We start from the raw sequence: 19,173 nt of genomic DNA, 5'->3' as shown, positions 1-19,173 counted from the left end.
ATAATTATCGGCTACTTAATGAAATGTTGCAACGTAAAGCGTAAAATTGTGTTATTCTTAGTATCATATACAATATTCAAGGATGTATTGGATTATTGAGGCTCAACTAAGGAATTTCTTAATTTGCATGTTTTGCATTTGAAGCGAGGTAATTATGGTTTTTGGTTATTTAAACCTGTCTTTTTGGGGATATGTTATTGCGACATTGATTTTGACGCAAATTACTATCGCAGCGGTCACGTTGTATCTTCACCGAAATCAGACTCATCGAGCGCTGACTTTGCACCCCATTGTTAGTCATTTTTTTCGTTGTTGGTTATGGTTAACCACCGGAATGGTCACAGCAGATTGGGTTGCTATTCATCGTAAGCATCATGCATCAGCTGATGTAGAAGGCGATCCTCATAGTCCTGTGGTTTTTGGTATTAAAAAAGTATTCTGGGAGGGAGCTGAGCTTTATCGTTCGGCCCGTAAAAATAGAGAAATGGTTGCTAAATACTCCCATGGTACTCCTACGGATTGGCTCGAGCGAAATGTTTATTCTCGTCATTCTTCTCGAGGAATTTGGCTCATGTTTTTTGGGGATTTATTTTTATTTGGTGTGCCTGGAATTACCATTTGGGCGATTCAAATGATGTGGATACCATTTTTTGCTGCTGGGGTCATTAATGGAATTGGACATCATTGGGGGTATAGAAATTTTGAGTGTCTCGATGCTGCAAGAAATATTTTTCCTTGGGGCTTTTGGATTGGTGGGGAAGAGTTGCATAATAATCATCATACCTTTGCTTCTTCAGCAAAATTCTCAGTTAAATGGTGGGAGTTTGACATAGGTTGGATGTATATTCGTATTCTTTCCTTTTTAGGTTTGGCTAAAGTGAAAAAGTTACCTCCTAAGCTTGCTATGGATGCAGGTAAGTTGCATGTCGATTTAGATACAGTAAAAGCGGTGGTTTCTAATCGATTCCAAGTTATGTCGAATTATTATAAAAGTGTCATTAGACCGATACTCAAACAGGAAAAAAATAGCGGTGTAGAAAGTAAAGAAGAGAAAAAGCTTTTTGCGCGTGCAGGAAGTCTATTAAGACGAGAAAATTGCTTGTTGACTGCTAAAGCAAAAACTCGTTTATCTAACTTACTGGAAGCTCGTGAACAACTACGTGTAGTTTATGCCTACAAACAGTCACTACAAAATATTTGGCTAAAAACGGCCTCTACCCAGAAAGAGTTGGTTGAGGCTTTACAACAGTGGTGTCGGCAGGCAGAAGAGTCTGGTCTTGATGTTTTAAGGCAATTTGCGCAGCAAATAAAAGGATATGTTCCTGCTTACAGGTAAATTGTGAGTTCGACATAAAAGGCATAGAAATGCCTTTTATGGCAGCTCAACGAGCGTTATCCCGTAAAGCTTGTTCCCAGCAAAAGTGGGGATGCGTAGCATTTATACGGGATCCAGTTCTAAATAAAAACAGTTCGATATAAAAAATCACTTTATTTTTTATATGGAACTGACGTAATTACCCATCATTTCAAATTGATGGGTTTTTAGTTTGGTTTTCTATAATTTATTTTATTATCGTACTAACAGGGAGTTGTTTATGATGAAAGGCATAGCAATAGTAACTGGAGGAACGGGAGGCATAGGTTCCGCTATTTGTCAACGATTGGCTTCCGATTTTCAGGTTGTGGCATGTTATTTTAAGCATGGAAAACATGACGAAGCCAAACAATGGCAAGAAGAGCAAAAAAAGTTAGGTTTTGATATTGATATCGTTTATGGAGACATAGCTCAATTTGCAGATTGTGAAAAGTTAATCTCTCTTGTCATGGAACGTTATGAGCGTATCGATGTATTAGTAAATAATGCAGGTGTTACTCATGATTGCAGTTTGAGAAAAATGACTCCAGAACACTGGCATAGTGTTATCGAGGCTAATTTAACGAGTGTATTTAATATGACTCGTAATGTGATTCCCATAATGATTGATAGAGGTTATGGTCGTATTGTAAGTATTTCTTCCATTAATGGTCGAAAAGGACAATTCGGTCAATGTAATTATGCTTCTACTAAATCTGCTTTATATGGCTTTAGCAAAAGTCTTGCGTTGGAAGTAGCAAGCAAAGGGATAACTGTGAATACGATCTCTCCAGGTTATATAGAAACTCCTATGCTTTCCTCTTTAAAAGAAGACGTGCTTAAATCAATAATATCAAGTATTCCTGTTGGACGTTTGGGGTATCCTAAAGAAATTGCCGATGCCGTTGCCTTTTTAGTATCTCCGGGTAGTGGATTTATCACAGGAGCTAATTTAGATGTTAATGGCGGTCAGTATATGTAAAAGATAATGTCCTGGTTTTAAAAGCTTGGACATTATTGATTATTTTAGCCTTTCTTTTTTAATAAGTAGAGAATTGTATGCACAAAAACAATACGGCGTTGATTACTGGTGGTACTGGTGATATCGGTACTGCGATAGCCAAAGAATTAAATGCATTATATAAGCATGTTTTTGCTCTTGATTTAATTTCTGAAAAGCAAGGTCAAGCATGGGAAAATGAGTTAAAAGAGCAAGGATATAAAAATATTCATTTTCGTCATATGGATGTAACGGATTATGAGCAATGTGGAACGGTTATTTCTTCGATTATTAAAGAGTACGGTAATATCGATGTATTGATTAATAATGCAGGAATTACTCGAGACGCTGTATTTACTAAAATGACTAAACAGCAATGGGATGAAGTACTTACTGTTAATCTTGATGGAATGTTTCATGTAACTCGTCATGTGGTTGAAAACATGAAGCAAAATGAATACGGCCGAATTGTTAATGTTTCTTCTGTGAATGCACAAAAAGGACAATTTTCACAGGCGAATTACGCTGCTTCAAAGGCAGGAGTTTATGGATTCACAAAAAGTTTGGCGCAAGAATTAATGAGTAAAAATATTACTGTTAATAGTCTTTCCCCTGGGTATGTTGATACTCGATTAATGAAGGGAATTAGACCCGATATTCTTGAAGCTATTATTGCCCAAATTCCTGCAAAACGTTTAGCTCAAACACAGGAAATTGCCTGGGCAGTTGAGTTTTTGATTAGCGAAAGAAGCCAATATATAACTGGGGCTAATTTGAGTATCAATGGCGGTCTTCACATGTATTAGTTATTTGAATGAATTTTTTGAAAATCTTTTTATGTAATTCAAATCGAAACATTCTATGAATATCTTAAGATTATTTATATCATGAGAAAATTATGGCTCGTTTAATAAAAAAATATAAGAATCGTCGGCTTTATGACACTGAGACCAGTCAGTACATCACCCTAGAAGAGTTACAACGTTATGTTGTAGATAATGTATCGTTTAAAGTAGAGGATTCTCTAACAGGAAAGGATTTAACTAACTCCATTTTATTGCAAATTATCGTAGAGATGGAGGCAGGATCTACTCAATTTTTATCCCCTGAGATTTTACGACAGATTATTTCTTTAGCGAATCATCCTATGCATGCTTCTTTAAAACAGATGATGGAGCAGATGTTTCAAGTTATGGATAAGCCATTGCAAAATAATCCTTATCTCCAGGCAACGGAAACTTGGAATCAACAAATGCAGAAAATGATGCAGCAATGGCAAAGCTTATTTAAATCTAACAGTTAATTCTTAGTCCATGCTTTTTTATGGTGCATTGCAAAAAATATTTTTATAACCCGTTGACAAAATTGACGCATATATACTAATATAAAATTGTGCATTGCAACATATTTGGAGAATATCATGTATCAACAAAATTTTGAAAGATGGACTGAAATAGCTAAGAAAATGCAAGAGCCTTTTCAAGCTATGGCTGAATTAAATGTTAAAACATTACAAGGTATTAATTACCTCAAACCCGAAGAGATCGCAGGTATTAAAAAACCTGAAGAATTATTGGAGAAACAAATCAATTTGGCTGTTGAAAATGGCCACAAAACTTTGGATTATCTTCAAAAATCGTTCCAAATTATTGAGAAAGCGATGTTGGGTTTTGTTCAAGAAGCCAAAAAGACAGCTGCTGAAGCAAAGCATTAATCCACTGCCTTGTTAAAACAGCTCAACCAATTAAGTTTGAGCTGTTGTCGTTCTTGCTGCCTAGCATCTAGAGTCTACTGCCATTGCTGAAGGATGTTGTTATTTTCGCGAAAGCGGAAATCCATTTCTATAGAAGCATTGTGTTTCCATCAACATGGGGCCCCTCTTTCGTGATGGCGACTACTCGTTGCTTCAGTTAATGACAGTGATTCTAGTGTCTGTTGACCGTTGGTTCTCTTAAGGACATAAAAGTTATTTTTATACCCTTTTATGTCGAACTCACGTTAATTTAGTAGATTCAACCGCTTTTTCTGGGTTAAAATGCGTAAAGCTATCTCATCTTTTAGGTAATTCCCAATAAATCTGGGGAAAAGAATGCCCTATGTTCTGTGGCGTGTACGCAAAATCTAGGTGTCTTACTCTATATCCTGGAGCCTTTGTCGCTGAGTCACAGTAACAGGATACTTGAGTAGTTACCTCTTTATCGGGCTACCTTCATTAGAAGAGGGGGGAATTACTAAAATAGGGGCATTGAGTGATTATTTTTCGTTATTTAGCTAAAGAAGTGTTTATCACTTTGATTTCGCTAACGTCTATACTCGTGTTAATTTTTTTGAGTAATCAGCTGATCCAATACCTCAATCGAGCGGCTTCTGGTAGTATTCCAGGAATTATCATTATGAAATTAATGATGTTGGAATTACCTACCTTACTCTGTTTGCTTATCCCCTTAGGTTTTTACATCGCAATGTTACTTGCTTATGGTCGTTTGTATGCTGAAAGTGAGATGACTGTATTACGTGCCTGTGGTTATGGCCCAAATAAATTATTACAACATAGTTTTATTATGGCGACAGTAGTTGCTTTTATCGTAGCTGTAGTGATGATTTGGGGAAGTCCTTTAATTTATATCGAACGAGCTAAATTGTTACGCTCTACTGGAATACAAACTTTAGTCCAAACCATTATGCCAGGACGTTTTCATGCCATTAATGAAGGTAAGGAGGTGTTCTATGTGCAATCGATGAGTCGAGATCATACTAAGGCGGAACAAGTATTTCTTGCAAAACGAACTACAGTAGAAGATAAAACACGTTGGGATGTGTTATGGGCGGATCAAGCTTTTGCAGAAACCGATCCCCAAACAGGTGAAGATTATATCATTCTGCAAAATGGTAAAGAATATCAGGGGGTTCCTGGTCATGCTGATTATCAAATTGCGGAGTTTGGTCAATATAAAGCACGATTACCCCACCCTGTAGTAAAGATATCCGAAGATTTTCGTACCCTAAGTACTGCAAATCTATTGCCATTCAATAATCCAGATCGTGCTAAAGCAGCTGAATTGCAGTGGCGTTTTTCTGTACCAATAATGGTATTTACATTGACTTTAATTGCCGTTCCTTTAAGTCGTATTAATCCTCGATCAGGTAAATTTGCTAAGTTACTACCCGCAATTATTATTTATATTGTATATGCTAATTTATTGTTCATTGCACGTGATGCTATGGTGTCTGGAAAAATGCCGTATTGGTTAGGTTTATGGTGGGTACATCTTAGCATAATAGCATTTGGATTACTGTTGCTCTGGCGTAATCAGGCAAAGCTGGCATGACTATGAAAATATTAGAGCGTTATATCGCAAAAACAGTTCTTGGTTCTATTGGTTTAGTTACTTTAATGTTGATAGGACTCCAAATTTTTATTTTATTTGTTGATCAAATAAGTGATTTGGGACGAGTTGATTATGGAATTGCGCAAGCTACTCTTTTTGTGATGTTGCAAATGCCTTATCAAGTTTATCTGTTTTTTCCAATGGCTAGTTTGCTCGGCACGTTAATTGGTTTGGGGATCTTGGCGAATCATAGTGAATTAGTCATTATGCGTGCTTCAGGCATGTCTATAGGACAGATTACTTGGGCAGTTTTAAAGGCGTCTGTGTTCCTTATTGTATTAGTTACTGCTCTCGGTGAGACTTTAGTCCCATACTTATCTCATTATGCGAATGATTACAAAACGGCTGCGATTAGTGGTGGCCAAACTTTGCGAACTTCAAAAGGGTTTTGGCTCCGTTATAATAATGATTTTATTTCAGTGGGAGTAGTCCGTTCCAATAATGTGCTTCATAACATTTATCAATTTCGCTTTGACGATCAGCATCATTTAAGAATGTCGCGTTATATTCGTGAGGCTCAGCATACTCCAACTGGGTGGATAGCTTATGATGTACAACAAACAGAGTTTAGTGACGATCAAACTAAGGCGCAGACTTTTGTTTCTGTTCCTTGGGATGTGTCGGTAAAGCCTAAGATCTTGACAATTAGCAGCATTGATCCTGACGAAATGACGTTACATGAATTAAATCGATACATACGAGAACAAAAAATTAATCATCAAAATGTACATAATTATCAGTTTGCTTTTTTACAGCGGCTTATCCAACCATTTACAACTATGGTTATGATGATTCTTTCCATTCCATTTATTTTTGGGCCTTTACGCTCAACTACCATGGGATCGAAGTTATTGGTTGGTGCTGCAGTCGGATTTAGTTTTCATATTTTAAATCGTTTTTTTGGTCCGCTAAGTACGGTATTTCAGTTACCGCCTGAGCTATCGGCTTTGGGACCTACGGTTATTTTTGCACTATTGGGACTTTATCTCATGAAAAGGGTACGATAGCTGTGATTCAGTAGACTTCTAATTTATACTACTTGGCCAGCAGCCCAACCTGAGGACCATGCCCATTGAAAATTATATCCTCCTAACCAACCAGTTACATCTAGGGCTTCACCGATAAAATAAAGACCAGGGACTTCATGAGATTCCATTGTCTTTGATGAAATGGAATGACAATCTACACCACCAATCGTTACTTCAGCAGTTCGATAACCTTCAGTTCCATTGGGTTTTATGATCCAAGAATTAAGTTGTTTGGCTACAGACTCTAAGTCTCGATTTGGTAGTTCAGCTAATTTCTTTTCTGCAAGTTCAGGTTTGATAAAAATTTCAATGACGCGTTTGGGTAATAGTGTGGATAATATCGAATTTAATTGTTTTTGTGGTTTATTGACTCGAGCCGCTCTTAAATACTCGAAAAGATTAATTTCAGGCAATAAATTGATGCAAATAGTTTGACCGACATTCCAATATGAAGATAACTGTAAGATTGCAGGACCGCTCAAACCTCGGTGGGTAAACAGTGTATGCTCACGAAACTCTATAGAAGCATTTTTAACCAAACTATCTACTCCAATTCCTGAAAGAAATGCTATTTTCTCTTTTTCAACCACATCCAAAGTTAAAGGAACAAGTCCTGCTCGTGTTGGCCATACTTTAATTCCAAATTGTTCCGCAATTTTATAGGTAAAAGGACTTGCTCCCATGGTTGGGATGGATAATCCACCACTGGCAATAACTGCAGATTGGCAATGAAATGTTCCTTTAGTGGTTTGTACTTTGAAACTTTGTGTTTTGTGAATTTTTTCAATGCTGGTGTTTAGCTGTATTGTCGCTCCTGCAGCATCACATTCTTTAAGCAACATAGTAACAATATCGATTGATTTGTTATCACAAAAGAGTTGTCCTAGGGTTTTTTCATGAAAAGGGATCTTATGCTTTTTTACTAGCTCAATAAAATCCCATTGGGTATAGCGAGTTAAGGCCGATTTAAAAAAATGAGGATTATTGGATTTGTATTTTTCGGGCTCTATATAATAATTGGTGAAATTACAACGGCCTCCACCTGACATCAAGATTTTTTTACCCGCTTTATTGGCATGATCAAGTACTAAGACTTTTCGGCCACGTTTGCTCGCTTCAATAGCGCACATTAAGCCTGCAGCACCTGCGCCAATGATAATAACATCAACTTCTTCCACAATAGGAGCGACTTGTTTTAAACAAAACCAAATACAAGAGTATCATGAATAACAGTAGTTTAATCTAAAAAATTACGATATTTTTTATATTGAACTCATGTTAAACGTCTCCTTATGTATATTCTAGAGCGCCTCTTAGCACTTTTCTTAGGTATTATTGTAGTACCATTACGTGTGCTTGCATGTCATCTTTTGTATGCAATGATTGCCCTACTTATTGGAGTTTGTGCCAGCATAGGCATACCTTTGTCGCTGGCATTAACATTAAATTACCAAGGTATGTCTAAAGCAGTTAATATACCGCTGACTCTTTTTTTTGTTTTTCCAATGACCGCAGTCCTAATTACGAGCGCTCTTGTTCTTTTAGCTTCGTATTTTTTGTACAGTATGATAATCCATACGGTTGAGGCATTATGGCTTGGTTTTAAAAACAGTCTCTTTTATGGAATGGATGGTTTTTGGAATACTTTAAGTACTCAACAAATTGTAAGTCAGGATGTGTGGAACCAAATTAGAGCTTTTTTAGGACTTGACGATAGAGAGGAATTAAATGAGGCTATCTATTATGCTGGAGACCAACGGATTGCAGAGGGGGGGCTCGATCTTGAGATAGTGGATGAAGATTTTGAGATTCTTGATTTGCAAAGCAAAGAACCACGAGAGCCTCCTATTTTATTTGATGAAATTGAATTAAAAAAAATTGAAGAACTCATGGAGTATGTAACAAACTTCAAAGAGCCTTTAGCGCAACTAACAAAAGAGCAATTCATTGTTTTACAAACCTTATACACTCAATATCAAGATCTTTTTTCCAAATTGGAGGAGGTACGTTTTGCTTTAATCGATAATGAAAAAAGTAAAATTAAGGATGAGCTTATTGCCTACAATAAAGTCAATATACCCATATTATTAGTAAAACAATATAAAAAAGGGGAGCGTTGGTATCATGTCCCTGCTTCAAGTTATGTTACGGATAAAGAAAGCTTTTTGCATTTATTGAAAAAAAATCCCATGCACCCTTTAATTAGAGATCGTTTTAAAAAGCCAGAGCCTTACCATCACATGGAAACAAGATATCTGTGGTACGAGCTTACTGAAAATGATTGTTCTTCCCAGGAATTGAGTGATGCCGTTGTTGAAATACGTGTTTTGGTGGATAGGTTGTTGTCTCAATTATCTGAAACACAAAGAATAAATTTCAGCATGTGGGCTTCTTGTCATGCATTTTTTGGTTCAGTAACAGGAGGCCATGCTCATACACGACCCCTTGAACAGAATACTAGGTTGTATCTTAAGTGTACTTAATTCCAATATCTCGAAAAGGAAGCCATTTTTTCCATGGAGTAATTTAAGGCTTATACTATAAATTAATAGTTAATTGATGTTTATTTTAAAGGACCTGTCATCATGAATGAAATTGATATTTTAGGTTTATTTTATGATGTAATGAGAACTACTGGAGTGACTCGAGATCAAGTTTTTTTAAATATGGAAGATGAATCTGCAGCAATGCTTTCTCTAAAATTAAATGAGTCTGTTTCATTACGGCAATTGCAGAAATTAACCGATGTCTGTATTGCTAATGAATGGTTGGAACGAACTACTGCGGATCCAAATTATAAATATTTATCGTTAACTGAAGCAGGACTTCAAATTGTTTTAGCCAATCTGTACACATAATCCTAGAAAAAGCAGTAGGACCCAGCTGCTTTTTCTAGGATAATTGCAAGTCAAGGGTATAAACTTTAAGCAAAACTCGGTAAAATACATCACTTTATCTTTTTTTGTTGTTGCCATGCCGAAACGAACTGACATTAAATCCATTCTTATCCTTGGAGCGGGCCCTATAGTAATAGGACAAGCTTGTGAATTTGATTACTCGGGTACTCAAGCTGTCCGTGCCTTAAAGGAAGAAGGATATCGAGTGATCTTAGTGAACTCCAATCCTGCGACCATAATGACCGATCCAGAACTTGCAGATGCGACCTATATTGAGCCTGTATCATGGAAGGAAGTTGCACGAATTATTGAAATTGAACGTCCAGATGCACTTTTGCCGACCATGGGGGGGCAAACTGCTTTGAATTGTGCATTAGATTTGGTACGTGAAGGAATCTTGGCAAAGTATGATGTTGAAATGATTGGCGCGACACGAGAGGCGATTGATCGTGCTGAAGATAGAGAAAAATTTCGTCAGCTGATGATTAAAATTGGTTTGGATATGCCGCGCTCTGCGATTGCACACAGTATGGAAGAAGCAATACAGGTACAGGCTCGCTTGGGTTATCCTGCGATTATCCGACCCTCATTTACTATGGGGGGTAGTGGTGGTGGTATTGCTTATAATCGTGAAGAATTTGAAGAAATTTGTATGCGTGGTTTGGAGTTGTCGCCAACTCATGAATTATTAATCGATGAATCAGTGCTGGGTTGGAAAGAGTTTGAAATGGAAGTAGTGCGTGACAAAAATGACAATTGCATTATTGTCTGTACCATTGAAAACTTTGATCCTATGGGCGTACATACTGGTGATTCAATTACCGTAGCACCGGCACAAACTCTTACTGATAAAGAATATCAACGTATGCGTGATGCCGCAATTAAGGTATTAAGAGCGGTTGGAGTTGATACGGGGGGCTCTAACGTACAATTTGCTATTAATCCTGAAAATGGACGTATGCTTGTAGTCGAAATGAACCCCAGGGTTTCTCGAAGCTCGGCCTTAGCTTCTAAGGCAACTGGTTTTCCAATTGCAAAAATTGCTGCGAAACTTGCGGTAGGCTATACTCTCGATGAATTAAAAAATGAAATTACTGGTGGTAAAACTCCTGCTTCATTTGAACCAAGTATTGATTATGTAGTCACTAAAGTACCAAGATTCAATTTCGATAAGTTCCCACAAACTTCAGATACACTAACGACGCAAATGAAATCCGTTGGTGAAGTTATGGCTATAGGTGCTAATTTTCAGGAATCATTACAAAAAGCGATTCGTGGTTTAGAGATAGGTCGATGTGGCTTACATCCCTTGTTTCTAAAAGGTGATTTAGCACGTTTAAGAGGGAATTTACGTGAACCTACTCCAGATAGACTCTGGTATATTGCTGATGCTTTTCGAAAAAATATGTCTCTTGAAGAAATTCACCAGGAAAGCCGAGTAGACCCTTGGTTTTTAGCACAAATTGAAGAGTTGGTTACTTTGGAACGTTCTGTTGCTGAAAAGGCGCTACGCAACATTGATGCAACAACGTTACGCTTATTGAAAAAGCGAGGTTTTTCGGATGCTTATTTAGCCAAGCTATGGTCTTGTGCTGAAGAAGAGGTTCGCCAAAGACGGAAAGAGTTGGGAATCTTCCCTGTCTATAAACGCATTGATTCTTGTGCAGGCGAGTTTCCCAGTGCCACAGCATATATGTATTCTTGTTATGAAAGTAGTTGTGAGGCGAAACCCGATAGAGACAAGAAAAAAATTATGATTCTTGGTGGTGGTCCTAATCGAATTGGCCAAGGAATTGAATTTGATTATTGCTGCGTACATGCGGCTATGGCACTTAGGGACGCAGGTTGTCAAACTATTATGGTAAATTGTAATCCGGAGACTGTTTCTACTGATTTTGATACTTCAGATCGTTTGTATTTTGAACCTGTGACTTTAGAAGATGTTTTAGCCATTGTTGAAGTGGAACAACCTGATGGCGTGATTGTCCATTATGGTGGCCAAACACCTTTAAAATTAGCTCGAGCTTTAGAAGCGAATGGTGTGAAAATCATAGGAACATCCCCAGATGCAATTGATAGAGCAGAAGACAGGGATCGTTTTCAAAAATTAGTCACTGAATTAAAATTACACCAGCCCGAAAATGGTACCGTTCGTAGTGAAGAAGAGGCTATTGTTCTAGCAAATAAGATTGGTTACCCCTTGGTCGTTAGGCCCTCTTACGTACTTGGTGGGCGCGCAATGGAAGTAGTTTATCAGGAAGAAGATCTACGCCATTATTTGTCTCATGCAGTCGCTGTATCTAATGATTCGCCAGTATTGTTAGATAAATTTTTAAATGATGCAATTGAGGTAGATATTGATGCAGTTTGTGATGGCAAGGAAGTATTAATTGGTGCAGTAATGGAACATATAGAACAGGCAGGTATTCATTCAGGGGACTCTGCGTGCACGTTACCTCCTTTTAGTCTTAGTGTTGTAGTACAACAGGATTTAATGGAGCAAATGCGTCAAATGGCATTGAAGTTGGGCGTAGTGGGTTTAATTAATGCTCAATTTGCAATTCAAGCTGATGATATTTATGTTTTAGAAGTTAATCCCAGAGCTTCAAGAACGGTACCTTTTGTCTCTAAAGCGACAGGACTGCCTTTAGCCAAAATTGCTGCTCTTTGTAAGTTAGGTGTTAGTTTAAAAGAACAAGGGTTGAGTCATAATCATCACATGCCATCATTTTATTCGATTAAGTTACCTGTTTTTCCCTTTATTAAGTTTTCTGGAGTAGATTCTATTCTTGGTCCCGAAATGAAATCTACAGGTGAAGTAATGGGTATTGCCAGACGTTTTGGACAAGCTTATGCTAAAGCGCAATTAGGGGCGAGCTGTAATATCCCCAAACGTCGCCGTGCTTTTGTTTCTGTTCGAGATGCGGATAAAACGCGAGTAGGAGAGATCTCGAAGCGCTTGATTGAATTAGGGTTTGAAATCATAGCGACGCGTGGTACTGCTTTAGCTTTGCAAGCTGCTGGTGTTGATTGCCGAAGAGTGTTTAAGGTCAACGAAGGTAGGCCACACGTCTTAGACTTTATAAAGAATAACGAAATTGATTTTATTGTGAATACAACAGAGGGTAAGCAAGCTATTGCTGATTCTTTTGCAATTAGACGCAATGCATTGCAACACAAGGTTAGTTATACTACGACTTTGTCAGGTGCTGAGGCCGCTTGTCTAGCAATGAAATATGAAGATAGAGGAACTGTAACGCGCTTACAGGATTTACATTAAGAAAGGAATTAATATTGAGGTAGATATGAGCAAATATCCTATGACAGTACATGGTGCAGAAGCACTAAAAGAGGAATTACATCGATTGAAATTTGTTGATAGACCTCGCATTGTGGATGCGATCGCCACTGCTCGAGCCCACGGCGATTTAAAAGAAAATGCCGAGTATCATGCTGCTCGTGAACAGCAAAGCTTTAATGAAGGACGAATTCAGGAATTAGAAGCTAAATTATCTCATGCTCAAATTATTGATATCAGCAAATTGCCAAACAATGGCAAAGTTGTATTTGGTTGTACCGTGACTATTTGCAATGTGGCAACTGATGCCAAGCTTACTTATCAAATTGTTGGTGAAGACGAAGCAGATATTAAGCAGAATAAAATTTCGTACAGCTCACCTATTGGGCGTGGATTAATTGGCAAAGAGTTAGATGATTCTGTCACAGTAAATACCCCCGGAGGGATGGTAGAATACGAAATTATTGATGTCCAATATATCTAAATAATGCGTTCGACATAAAGGCATAAAATGCCTTTATGTGCTAAACGAATGTTATCTCACAAAGCATACCCCTGAACGGATAATGTCGTTAACTTAGGACCAATCTTTGTTTCTAGGCACGGACTTCTCAATACCGTCGCCTTCCGCAAAAGCGGAAGGTCTAAAAGTAACAAATCTTTGCTCTAAACCAAACTTCGCCTTGCAGTCATACGCTTACGAGACCCCCTGCTTACGCAGAGGGTGACGATGCTCTCAATACCATCTCCTTCTGCAAAAGAAATAATTGGGTCCTGTTTTATTTGCGATAGACAAGATGTGTAGAAGATTCAGGCGAAAGCGGGGGGACTCAATCAAAGTCTTAGTATAAAAGCACCATTGTTCTAGAAACAAAGTACTTACTGTTTGGCAAGTTATTTAGACCCTCCGCTTTTGCGTGTTGGAATTGCTGCTATAATAATTATATTCATTCACGGAAGAGAGAAAAAACATGCTTACGATCCATATTACACCTATTATTTCATTAATTGCTGGAATTTTAATACTACTTTTACCACGGTTATTAAATTACATAGTTGCAATTTATCTGATTATTGCTGGCATTATAGGCTTAGGAGTTTTGCATTAAGAAACTCGTGGTTTCTGTAATTAACTCTAAGTTGTTGATTTTCATTTTTAACTTCATACTTATATGATAGTCTAAAATGAAACGATACAGGGAAATGGTTCAGTTTGATATGACTGCAAAAAAAACATCAACAAACAAAACGTTCCAAGAAAATGCTTTTTATGCTGCCATAATTGAATCCAGTAACGATGCTATTATTGGTAAAGATCTGGACGGAATTACAACAAGCTGGAATAAAGCGGCCGAAATGATGTATGGTTTTAAAGCGGCAGAAATGATAGGACAATCGATTAAAAAGATTGTTCCTTCAGATAAGACTCAAGAAGTCGAACAGTTTTTAGCTAAAATTAAACAAGGCGAAACAATTGATCATTATGAAACCATTCGCCTCAAAAAAGATGGTACAGAGATCAAAGTTTCTATTTCTATTTCTCCAATCAAAGATTATTCCGGTAGGGTGATAGGTGCTGCTAGTATTGCTCGAGAAATTCCATTTGTAACAAAAGAACAGAAGAAATTTGAATTAGCCGTGGAAGCTTCTCCTACTGGGATGATTATGGTCAGTCGCGCTGGTGCTATTGAGTTATTAAATTCGCAAATTGTAACAATGTTTGGCTATGAAAAGCATGAGTTAATAGGCAAACAAATTGAAATTCTGGTTCCTAATAGATTTAAAGCCAAACATCCTGGATATAGAATTGACTTTTTTGAAAAGCCTAAAGCTAGAGCGATGGGTGAAGGACGCGATTTATATGGACAGCGAAAAGATGGTTCTGAGTTTGCTGTAGAAATTGGGTTAAATCCTTTAATTACTGAAGAAGGTAGTTTCGTACTCGCTTCGGTAGTGGATATTACAGAAAGAAAAAAAGAACAAGAACGATTCCGTTTAGCTATTGAAGCTGCTCCAGCTGGAATTTTGATAGTAAACAAAATGGGTGAAATTGAACTGGCCAATCAACAAATACTTAAGATGTTTAAATATAAGAAAGAAGAATTAATTGGCCAAAAAGTAGAGTACTTAGTCCCACACCGTGCACGTAATGAACATGTCCAATATCGCAATTTTTACTTAAAGAAACCTCAGGCACGAGTCATGGGTGTTGGTCGTGATCTTTATGGGTTAAGAAGTGATGGGACGGAGTTTCCCGTTGAAATTGGATTAAATCCCTTAAAAACAGAATCAGGTGTTTTTGTGTTAGCCTCCGTGATTGATATTACTGCAAGAAAGATGTCCGAAGATTTAATTAAAAAAAGTAATGAGGAATTAGAGCGCTTTGCTTATGTGGTTTCTCATGATCTAAAAGCTCCTTTACGGGGAATTGCCACTGTTTCGGGGTGGATTGTTGAAGAATATGAAGATAAATTAGATCAGGAGGGTAAAAAATATATGGGACTACTTGATAATCGAGTCAAGCGTCTCCAAGCTTTAATTGATGGAATTTTAGCTTATTCCCGTATTGGCAGTATAGATGAAGAATTAGAGCCGATCGATTTAAATAAGATTCTGCAAGAGATCAAAGAAGATTTAATCCCTCCTAAGCAGATACACATTAAAATTCAAAAGGATCTACCGCTCATTTATGGAGTAAAAACACATTTTTATCAGCTTTTTCAAAATTTAATCAATAATGCCATTAAATATAATGATAAAAAACATGGAAAAATTGAAATCGGTATGGTTGAACATGCAAAGGAATTGGAGTTTTTTATAAAAGATAATGGTATAGGGATTGATGAACACTATAAGGAGAAAGTTTTTGAACTTTTTCAAACGTTACAAAGTAAAGACAGCCAGGAGTCTACGGGCATTGGACTAACGCTCTCTAAAAAGATTGTAGAACTTTATCATGGAAAAATTTGGTTTCACTCAAAAGTGGGTAAAGGAACGACATTTTATTTTACTTTAAATAAAGAAAAAATAAGAGAGGCATAAATTGTACTCAACCAAACCAGTGCTACTCATAGAAGATGATCAAATTGATCAACGAGCAGTGCAACGGGTTTTTAGACAACTAAAAATTTGTAATGAACTCATTATAAAAGAAAATGGTGAGGAAGCCTTAAAATATCTTAGCAGCTATGGTAAACCTTGCTTGATTATTCTAGATTTAAACATGCCACGCATGAATGGTATGGAGTTTTTAGATGCTCTTAAAAAAAACCGGGTTTACAAAAATATTCCAGTTATTGTATTTACTACTTCCAATGGGGCGGTTGAAAAAAGAAATGCTTACGATAGGGGAGCGGTAGGTTATATTGTAAAACCGCCTGATTATAAACAATTCATAGAGATTTTTAAGGCTATTGACAATTATTGGACGATTTCAGAGGGTGCAATTTAGTTTATGACTCTACTATAATTTACTGAAAGGATGCTTGAAGTAAATTAAATTCCAGCAGTTACTATTACAGGAAGTAATAATGAACATATTTTCTGAATGGTTTCAAATAACTCCAATTCCAGTTGATGCAATAAATGGCCGTTATGATTTGAAGATAGTAGCTTTGTCTTATGTAATAGCGGTTTTTGCATCTTATGTTGCTTTAAATCTTGTAGGTCGTCTGCGCTCTGAAAAAAATAATCAAATTCGAATGTATTGGCTTGCTGGCGGGGCTTTTGCTATGGGGGCGGGAATATGGGCGATGCATTTTGTTGGGATGTTAGCTTTTATCCTGCCTATGCCTATGGAATATGATGTAGGTTGGACTGTTGCTTCATTGATTGTTGCTATCCTTGCTTCTGCTTTAGCTTTATTTATTTTACAGAAAAAAGATTACTCCCCCGCGCATTTTGCGTTAGGTGGATTAATTGTTGGTCTTGCTATCTCCACCATGCATTATATGGGCATGGAAGGAATGAAGATACATGTAAATATTCATTATGTGCCAGGTTTGTTTTTTCTTTCGATTCTCATCGGAATTGCCGCTGCAGAGTCCGCAATTTGGCTGGCGTTGCAAAGCAATTATGGTTCACGTAAAAGACAATTTAATTTGAAAGTCATAAGCTCTTTACTCATGGGACTGGCTATTTGTGGTATGCATTACACAGGGATGTCAGCTGCTGTATTTACACCCAATTTATTACACCATGTTATGGCTGACGAAAATTTGGCAATTGAGCCAAGCTATTTGGCCTATTTTATTACGGGCATCAGTATCTTAATTTTTACAATTGCACTAACTGCATCTGGTTATTATAAAAAAATGATTCTTGCTGTGGAAAATGAGAAAGAATTTCTTAATGCAATGCTTGATAATTTAGAGGATGGAATCATCGCGTGTAATGCTGAAGGTCAAATAACTGTATTAAACCATACCATTCAAACGTATATTAATTCAAATAAGGTAAATAAAAATATTAATAATATATCGGATTATTTCAGTTTGTTTACGATAAATCATACACCACTTAGTCCGAATGAATTTCCACTCAAGCGCGCTTTAAATGGGGAGCGTGTTCGTGGTGTTGAATTAATAATGCATACTAAAAACGATGGGATGCGTCATGTAGTGATTGACGGGCAAAAAATTATTAATTCAGAGGGGAGTAATTTAGGTGCTGTTATTGTCATCCATGATATTACTGATCTGAAACAAACCGAGAAATTAAAAGATGAATTTGTTTCTACAGTAAGTCATGAATTACGTACCCCTCTTACTTCCATACGTGGTTCTCTGGGGTTATTGGTTAGTGGGGTCATGGGTGAATTCCCTGAAAAAGTAAAGAAATTACTTGAAATAGCTAATAACAATTGCGAACGGTTACTTTTGTTGATTAATGATATTTTAGATATAGAAAAAATTGAAGCAGGGAAAATGGATTTTGATTTAGAAGTGATTGAATTAAATCAGCTACTCAAAGAGTCCATTGATATTAATAAAATGTATGCGGAAAAGTTTAGCGTAAAAATTGAATTCATACCAACTGATGAAGACTATTTAGTTACAGTAGATTCTGGTCGTTTGATGCAGGTTTTAGCAAACTTGCTCTCAAATGCCTGCAAGTTTTCTTATGAAAATGAAACGGTTGCTGTAGCGGTGAAACGAGTGGATTCATCAGTACGGGTGTCCATTTCAAATAGAGGCGATGGTATATCACCTGAATTTCAGTCACGCATTTTTCAAAAATTTTCTCAAGGAGATTCATCAACTACTCGAGGAAAAGGTGGAACGGGTTTGGGGTTGAATATCAGCAAGACAATTATTGAAAAACTGAAAGGATCGTTACATTTTGAGAGTAATCCCAATGATCTCACTACTTTTTATTTTGACTTACCGCTAGCACCGCAACCACTGCTCTCCTGTGAAATAAATAAGCGATCAACTCAAGAAACGGGCAAGAGAGTGCTGATTTGTGACGATGATAGCGATCAGGCCAATTATCTAAAATTACTTTTAGAGTCTGCTGGTTTTATTGCTGATGTAGCTCTTACTGCTGCGGATGCACGAAAATTATTAGAAAATCAGGAGTATCATGCGCTTTTGTTGGATTTAATATTACCCGATCAAGATGGAATTTCATTCATTAGAGAGTTGCGTACGAATCAAAATACGATGAATTTGCCGATTATAGTACTTTCAGTCATTGCTCAGGAGGGAAGAGAGTTATCAAATGGAGATGCTGTTTCAATAGTAGATTGGTTAGATAAGCCGATTGATTTTAGTCAGTTACTCATGGCAATTAGTAAAATACAAAAAAAAGATTCTCAGAATATGCCTCATATATTACATGTTGAAGATAATAAGGACACTCAAGAAATTGTAGAGGCACTTCTTGAAAAACATGCGAAGGTATCTACGGCAAATAATTTAAAAGAAGCGAAAGAGCTACTAAAAAAAGACAAATATAATTTGATTATCTTAGACTTGTTGTTGCCGGATGGAAATGGAATAGAAATTTTGCCAACGATATCAAAATACCATGCACCAGTGCTCGTATTTTCTGATACCAAATTAAACAAAGATTATTCCAAATTTGTGAGTCAAGCGTTGCTTAAATCCAATTCTTCAAATGAAATTTTACTGAATACCATTAAAAAACTGCTTTAACCTAGAAAAGCAATAGGACTCAACTGATTTTTCTAGGTTAAACTTAATT

The 19,173-nt window shown here is 36.9% G+C and carries 16 protein-coding genes; 15 read left to right on the top strand and 1 reads right to left on the bottom strand.

Going from position 1 to position 19,173, the window contains the following annotated elements; genetic code table 11:
* Positions 1-154: 154 nt before the first annotated feature.
* The 7 genes from Lgra_RS03125 (at position 155) to lptG (ending at position 6,750) form a co-directional block, all read left to right on the top strand.
* Positions 155-1,336 (top strand): DesA family fatty acid desaturase, encoded by a 1,182-nt coding sequence (locus tag Lgra_RS03125; RefSeq protein WP_058497830.1) that lies wholly within the window; start codon positions 155-157, stop codon positions 1,334-1,336.
* Between the two features lie 259 nt (positions 1,337-1,595).
* Entirely contained in the window at positions 1,596-2,336 is a 741-nt protein-coding gene (gene phbB, locus Lgra_RS03120) for an acetoacetyl-CoA reductase (protein WP_058497829.1), read from the top strand.
* Positions 2,337-2,413: 77 nt separating this feature from the next.
* Positions 2,414-3,160 carry an acetoacetyl-CoA reductase gene (gene phbB, locus Lgra_RS03115; RefSeq protein WP_058497828.1) on the top strand — a complete coding sequence of 249 codons (747 nt, stop codon included), beginning with the start codon at positions 2,414-2,416 and terminating at the stop codon, positions 3,158-3,160.
* Positions 3,161-3,252: 92 nt separating this feature from the next.
* Positions 3,253-3,657 (top strand): polyhydroxyalkanoate synthesis regulator DNA-binding domain-containing protein, encoded by a 405-nt coding sequence (locus Lgra_RS03110; protein ID WP_058497827.1) that lies wholly within the window; start codon positions 3,253-3,255, stop codon positions 3,655-3,657.
* A 117-nt stretch (positions 3,658-3,774) separates the two neighbouring features.
* Positions 3,775-4,068 (top strand): phasin family protein, encoded by a 294-nt coding sequence (locus Lgra_RS03105; RefSeq protein ID WP_058497826.1) that lies wholly within the window; start codon positions 3,775-3,777, stop codon positions 4,066-4,068.
* A 535-nt stretch (positions 4,069-4,603) separates the two neighbouring features.
* A complete protein-coding gene (lptF, locus tag Lgra_RS03100; protein ID WP_058497825.1) occupies positions 4,604-5,683 on the top strand; it encodes an LPS export ABC transporter permease LptF in 1,080 nt (359 codons plus the stop codon).
* On the top strand, positions 5,680-6,750 hold the full coding sequence (gene lptG, locus Lgra_RS03095; RefSeq protein WP_058497824.1) for an LPS export ABC transporter permease LptG: 1,071 nt from the start codon (positions 5,680-5,682) through the stop codon (positions 6,748-6,750). The genes lptF and lptG overlap by 4 nt, the downstream gene beginning before the upstream one ends.
* A 23-nt stretch (positions 6,751-6,773) precedes the next feature.
* Here the strand turns inward: lptG and Lgra_RS03090 are convergent, their stop codons facing one another.
* Positions 6,774-7,949 carry a BaiN/RdsA family NAD(P)/FAD-dependent oxidoreductase gene (locus tag Lgra_RS03090; protein ID WP_058497823.1) on the bottom strand — a complete coding sequence of 392 codons (1,176 nt, stop codon included), beginning with the start codon at positions 7,947-7,949 and terminating at the stop codon, positions 6,774-6,776.
* 114 nt (positions 7,950-8,063) lie between these two features.
* Here Lgra_RS03090 and Lgra_RS03085 point away from each other — a divergent pair, with 114 nt between their 5' ends.
* The 8 genes from Lgra_RS03085 to Lgra_RS03055 all read left to right on the top strand — a co-directional run bounded on the left by Lgra_RS03085 (position 8,064) and on the right by Lgra_RS03055 (position 19,124).
* Positions 8,064-9,254, top strand: a complete 1,191-nt coding sequence (locus tag Lgra_RS03085) for a hypothetical protein (protein ID WP_058497822.1) — start codon at positions 8,064-8,066, stop codon at positions 9,252-9,254.
* 102 nt (positions 9,255-9,356) lie between these two features.
* Entirely contained in the window at positions 9,357-9,629 is a 273-nt protein-coding gene (locus tag Lgra_RS03080; RefSeq protein ID WP_058497821.1) for a hypothetical protein, read from the top strand.
* A 115-nt stretch (positions 9,630-9,744) separates the two neighbouring features.
* Positions 9,745-12,948: a carbamoyl-phosphate synthase large subunit gene (carB, locus tag Lgra_RS03075; protein ID WP_058497934.1), complete on the top strand. Its 3,204-nt coding sequence runs from the start codon at positions 9,745-9,747 to the stop codon at positions 12,946-12,948.
* Positions 12,949-12,973: 25 nt separating this feature from the next.
* Positions 12,974-13,450, top strand: coding sequence for a transcription elongation factor GreA (greA, locus tag Lgra_RS03070; RefSeq protein ID WP_058497820.1), 477 nt, complete (start codon positions 12,974-12,976; stop codon positions 13,448-13,450).
* 487 nt (positions 13,451-13,937) lie between these two features.
* Positions 13,938-14,075: a DUF3096 domain-containing protein gene (locus Lgra_RS17375; protein ID WP_083502843.1), complete on the top strand. Its 138-nt coding sequence runs from the start codon at positions 13,938-13,940 to the stop codon at positions 14,073-14,075.
* Positions 14,076-14,151: 76 nt separating this feature from the next.
* Complete coding sequence (locus Lgra_RS03065; protein WP_058497819.1) at positions 14,152-16,008, top strand: PAS domain-containing sensor histidine kinase; 1,857 nt, start codon at positions 14,152-14,154, stop codon at positions 16,006-16,008.
* Position 16,009: 1 nt separating this feature from the next.
* Positions 16,010-16,417, top strand: a complete 408-nt coding sequence (locus tag Lgra_RS03060) for a response regulator (RefSeq protein ID WP_058497818.1) — start codon at positions 16,010-16,012, stop codon at positions 16,415-16,417.
* A 79-nt stretch (positions 16,418-16,496) separates the two neighbouring features.
* Entirely contained in the window at positions 16,497-19,124 is a 2,628-nt protein-coding gene (locus tag Lgra_RS03055) for an MHYT domain-containing protein (protein ID WP_058497817.1), read from the top strand.
* Positions 19,125-19,173: the final 49 nt, after the last annotated feature.

It is taken from the genome of Legionella gratiana (assembly GCF_001467695.1).
GTDB classification, from domain to species: domain Bacteria; phylum Pseudomonadota; class Gammaproteobacteria; order Legionellales; family Legionellaceae; genus Legionella; species Legionella gratiana.
Note: the sequence above shows the minus strand (reverse complement) of the source record. Positions and strands in the feature narration are given on the sequence as shown.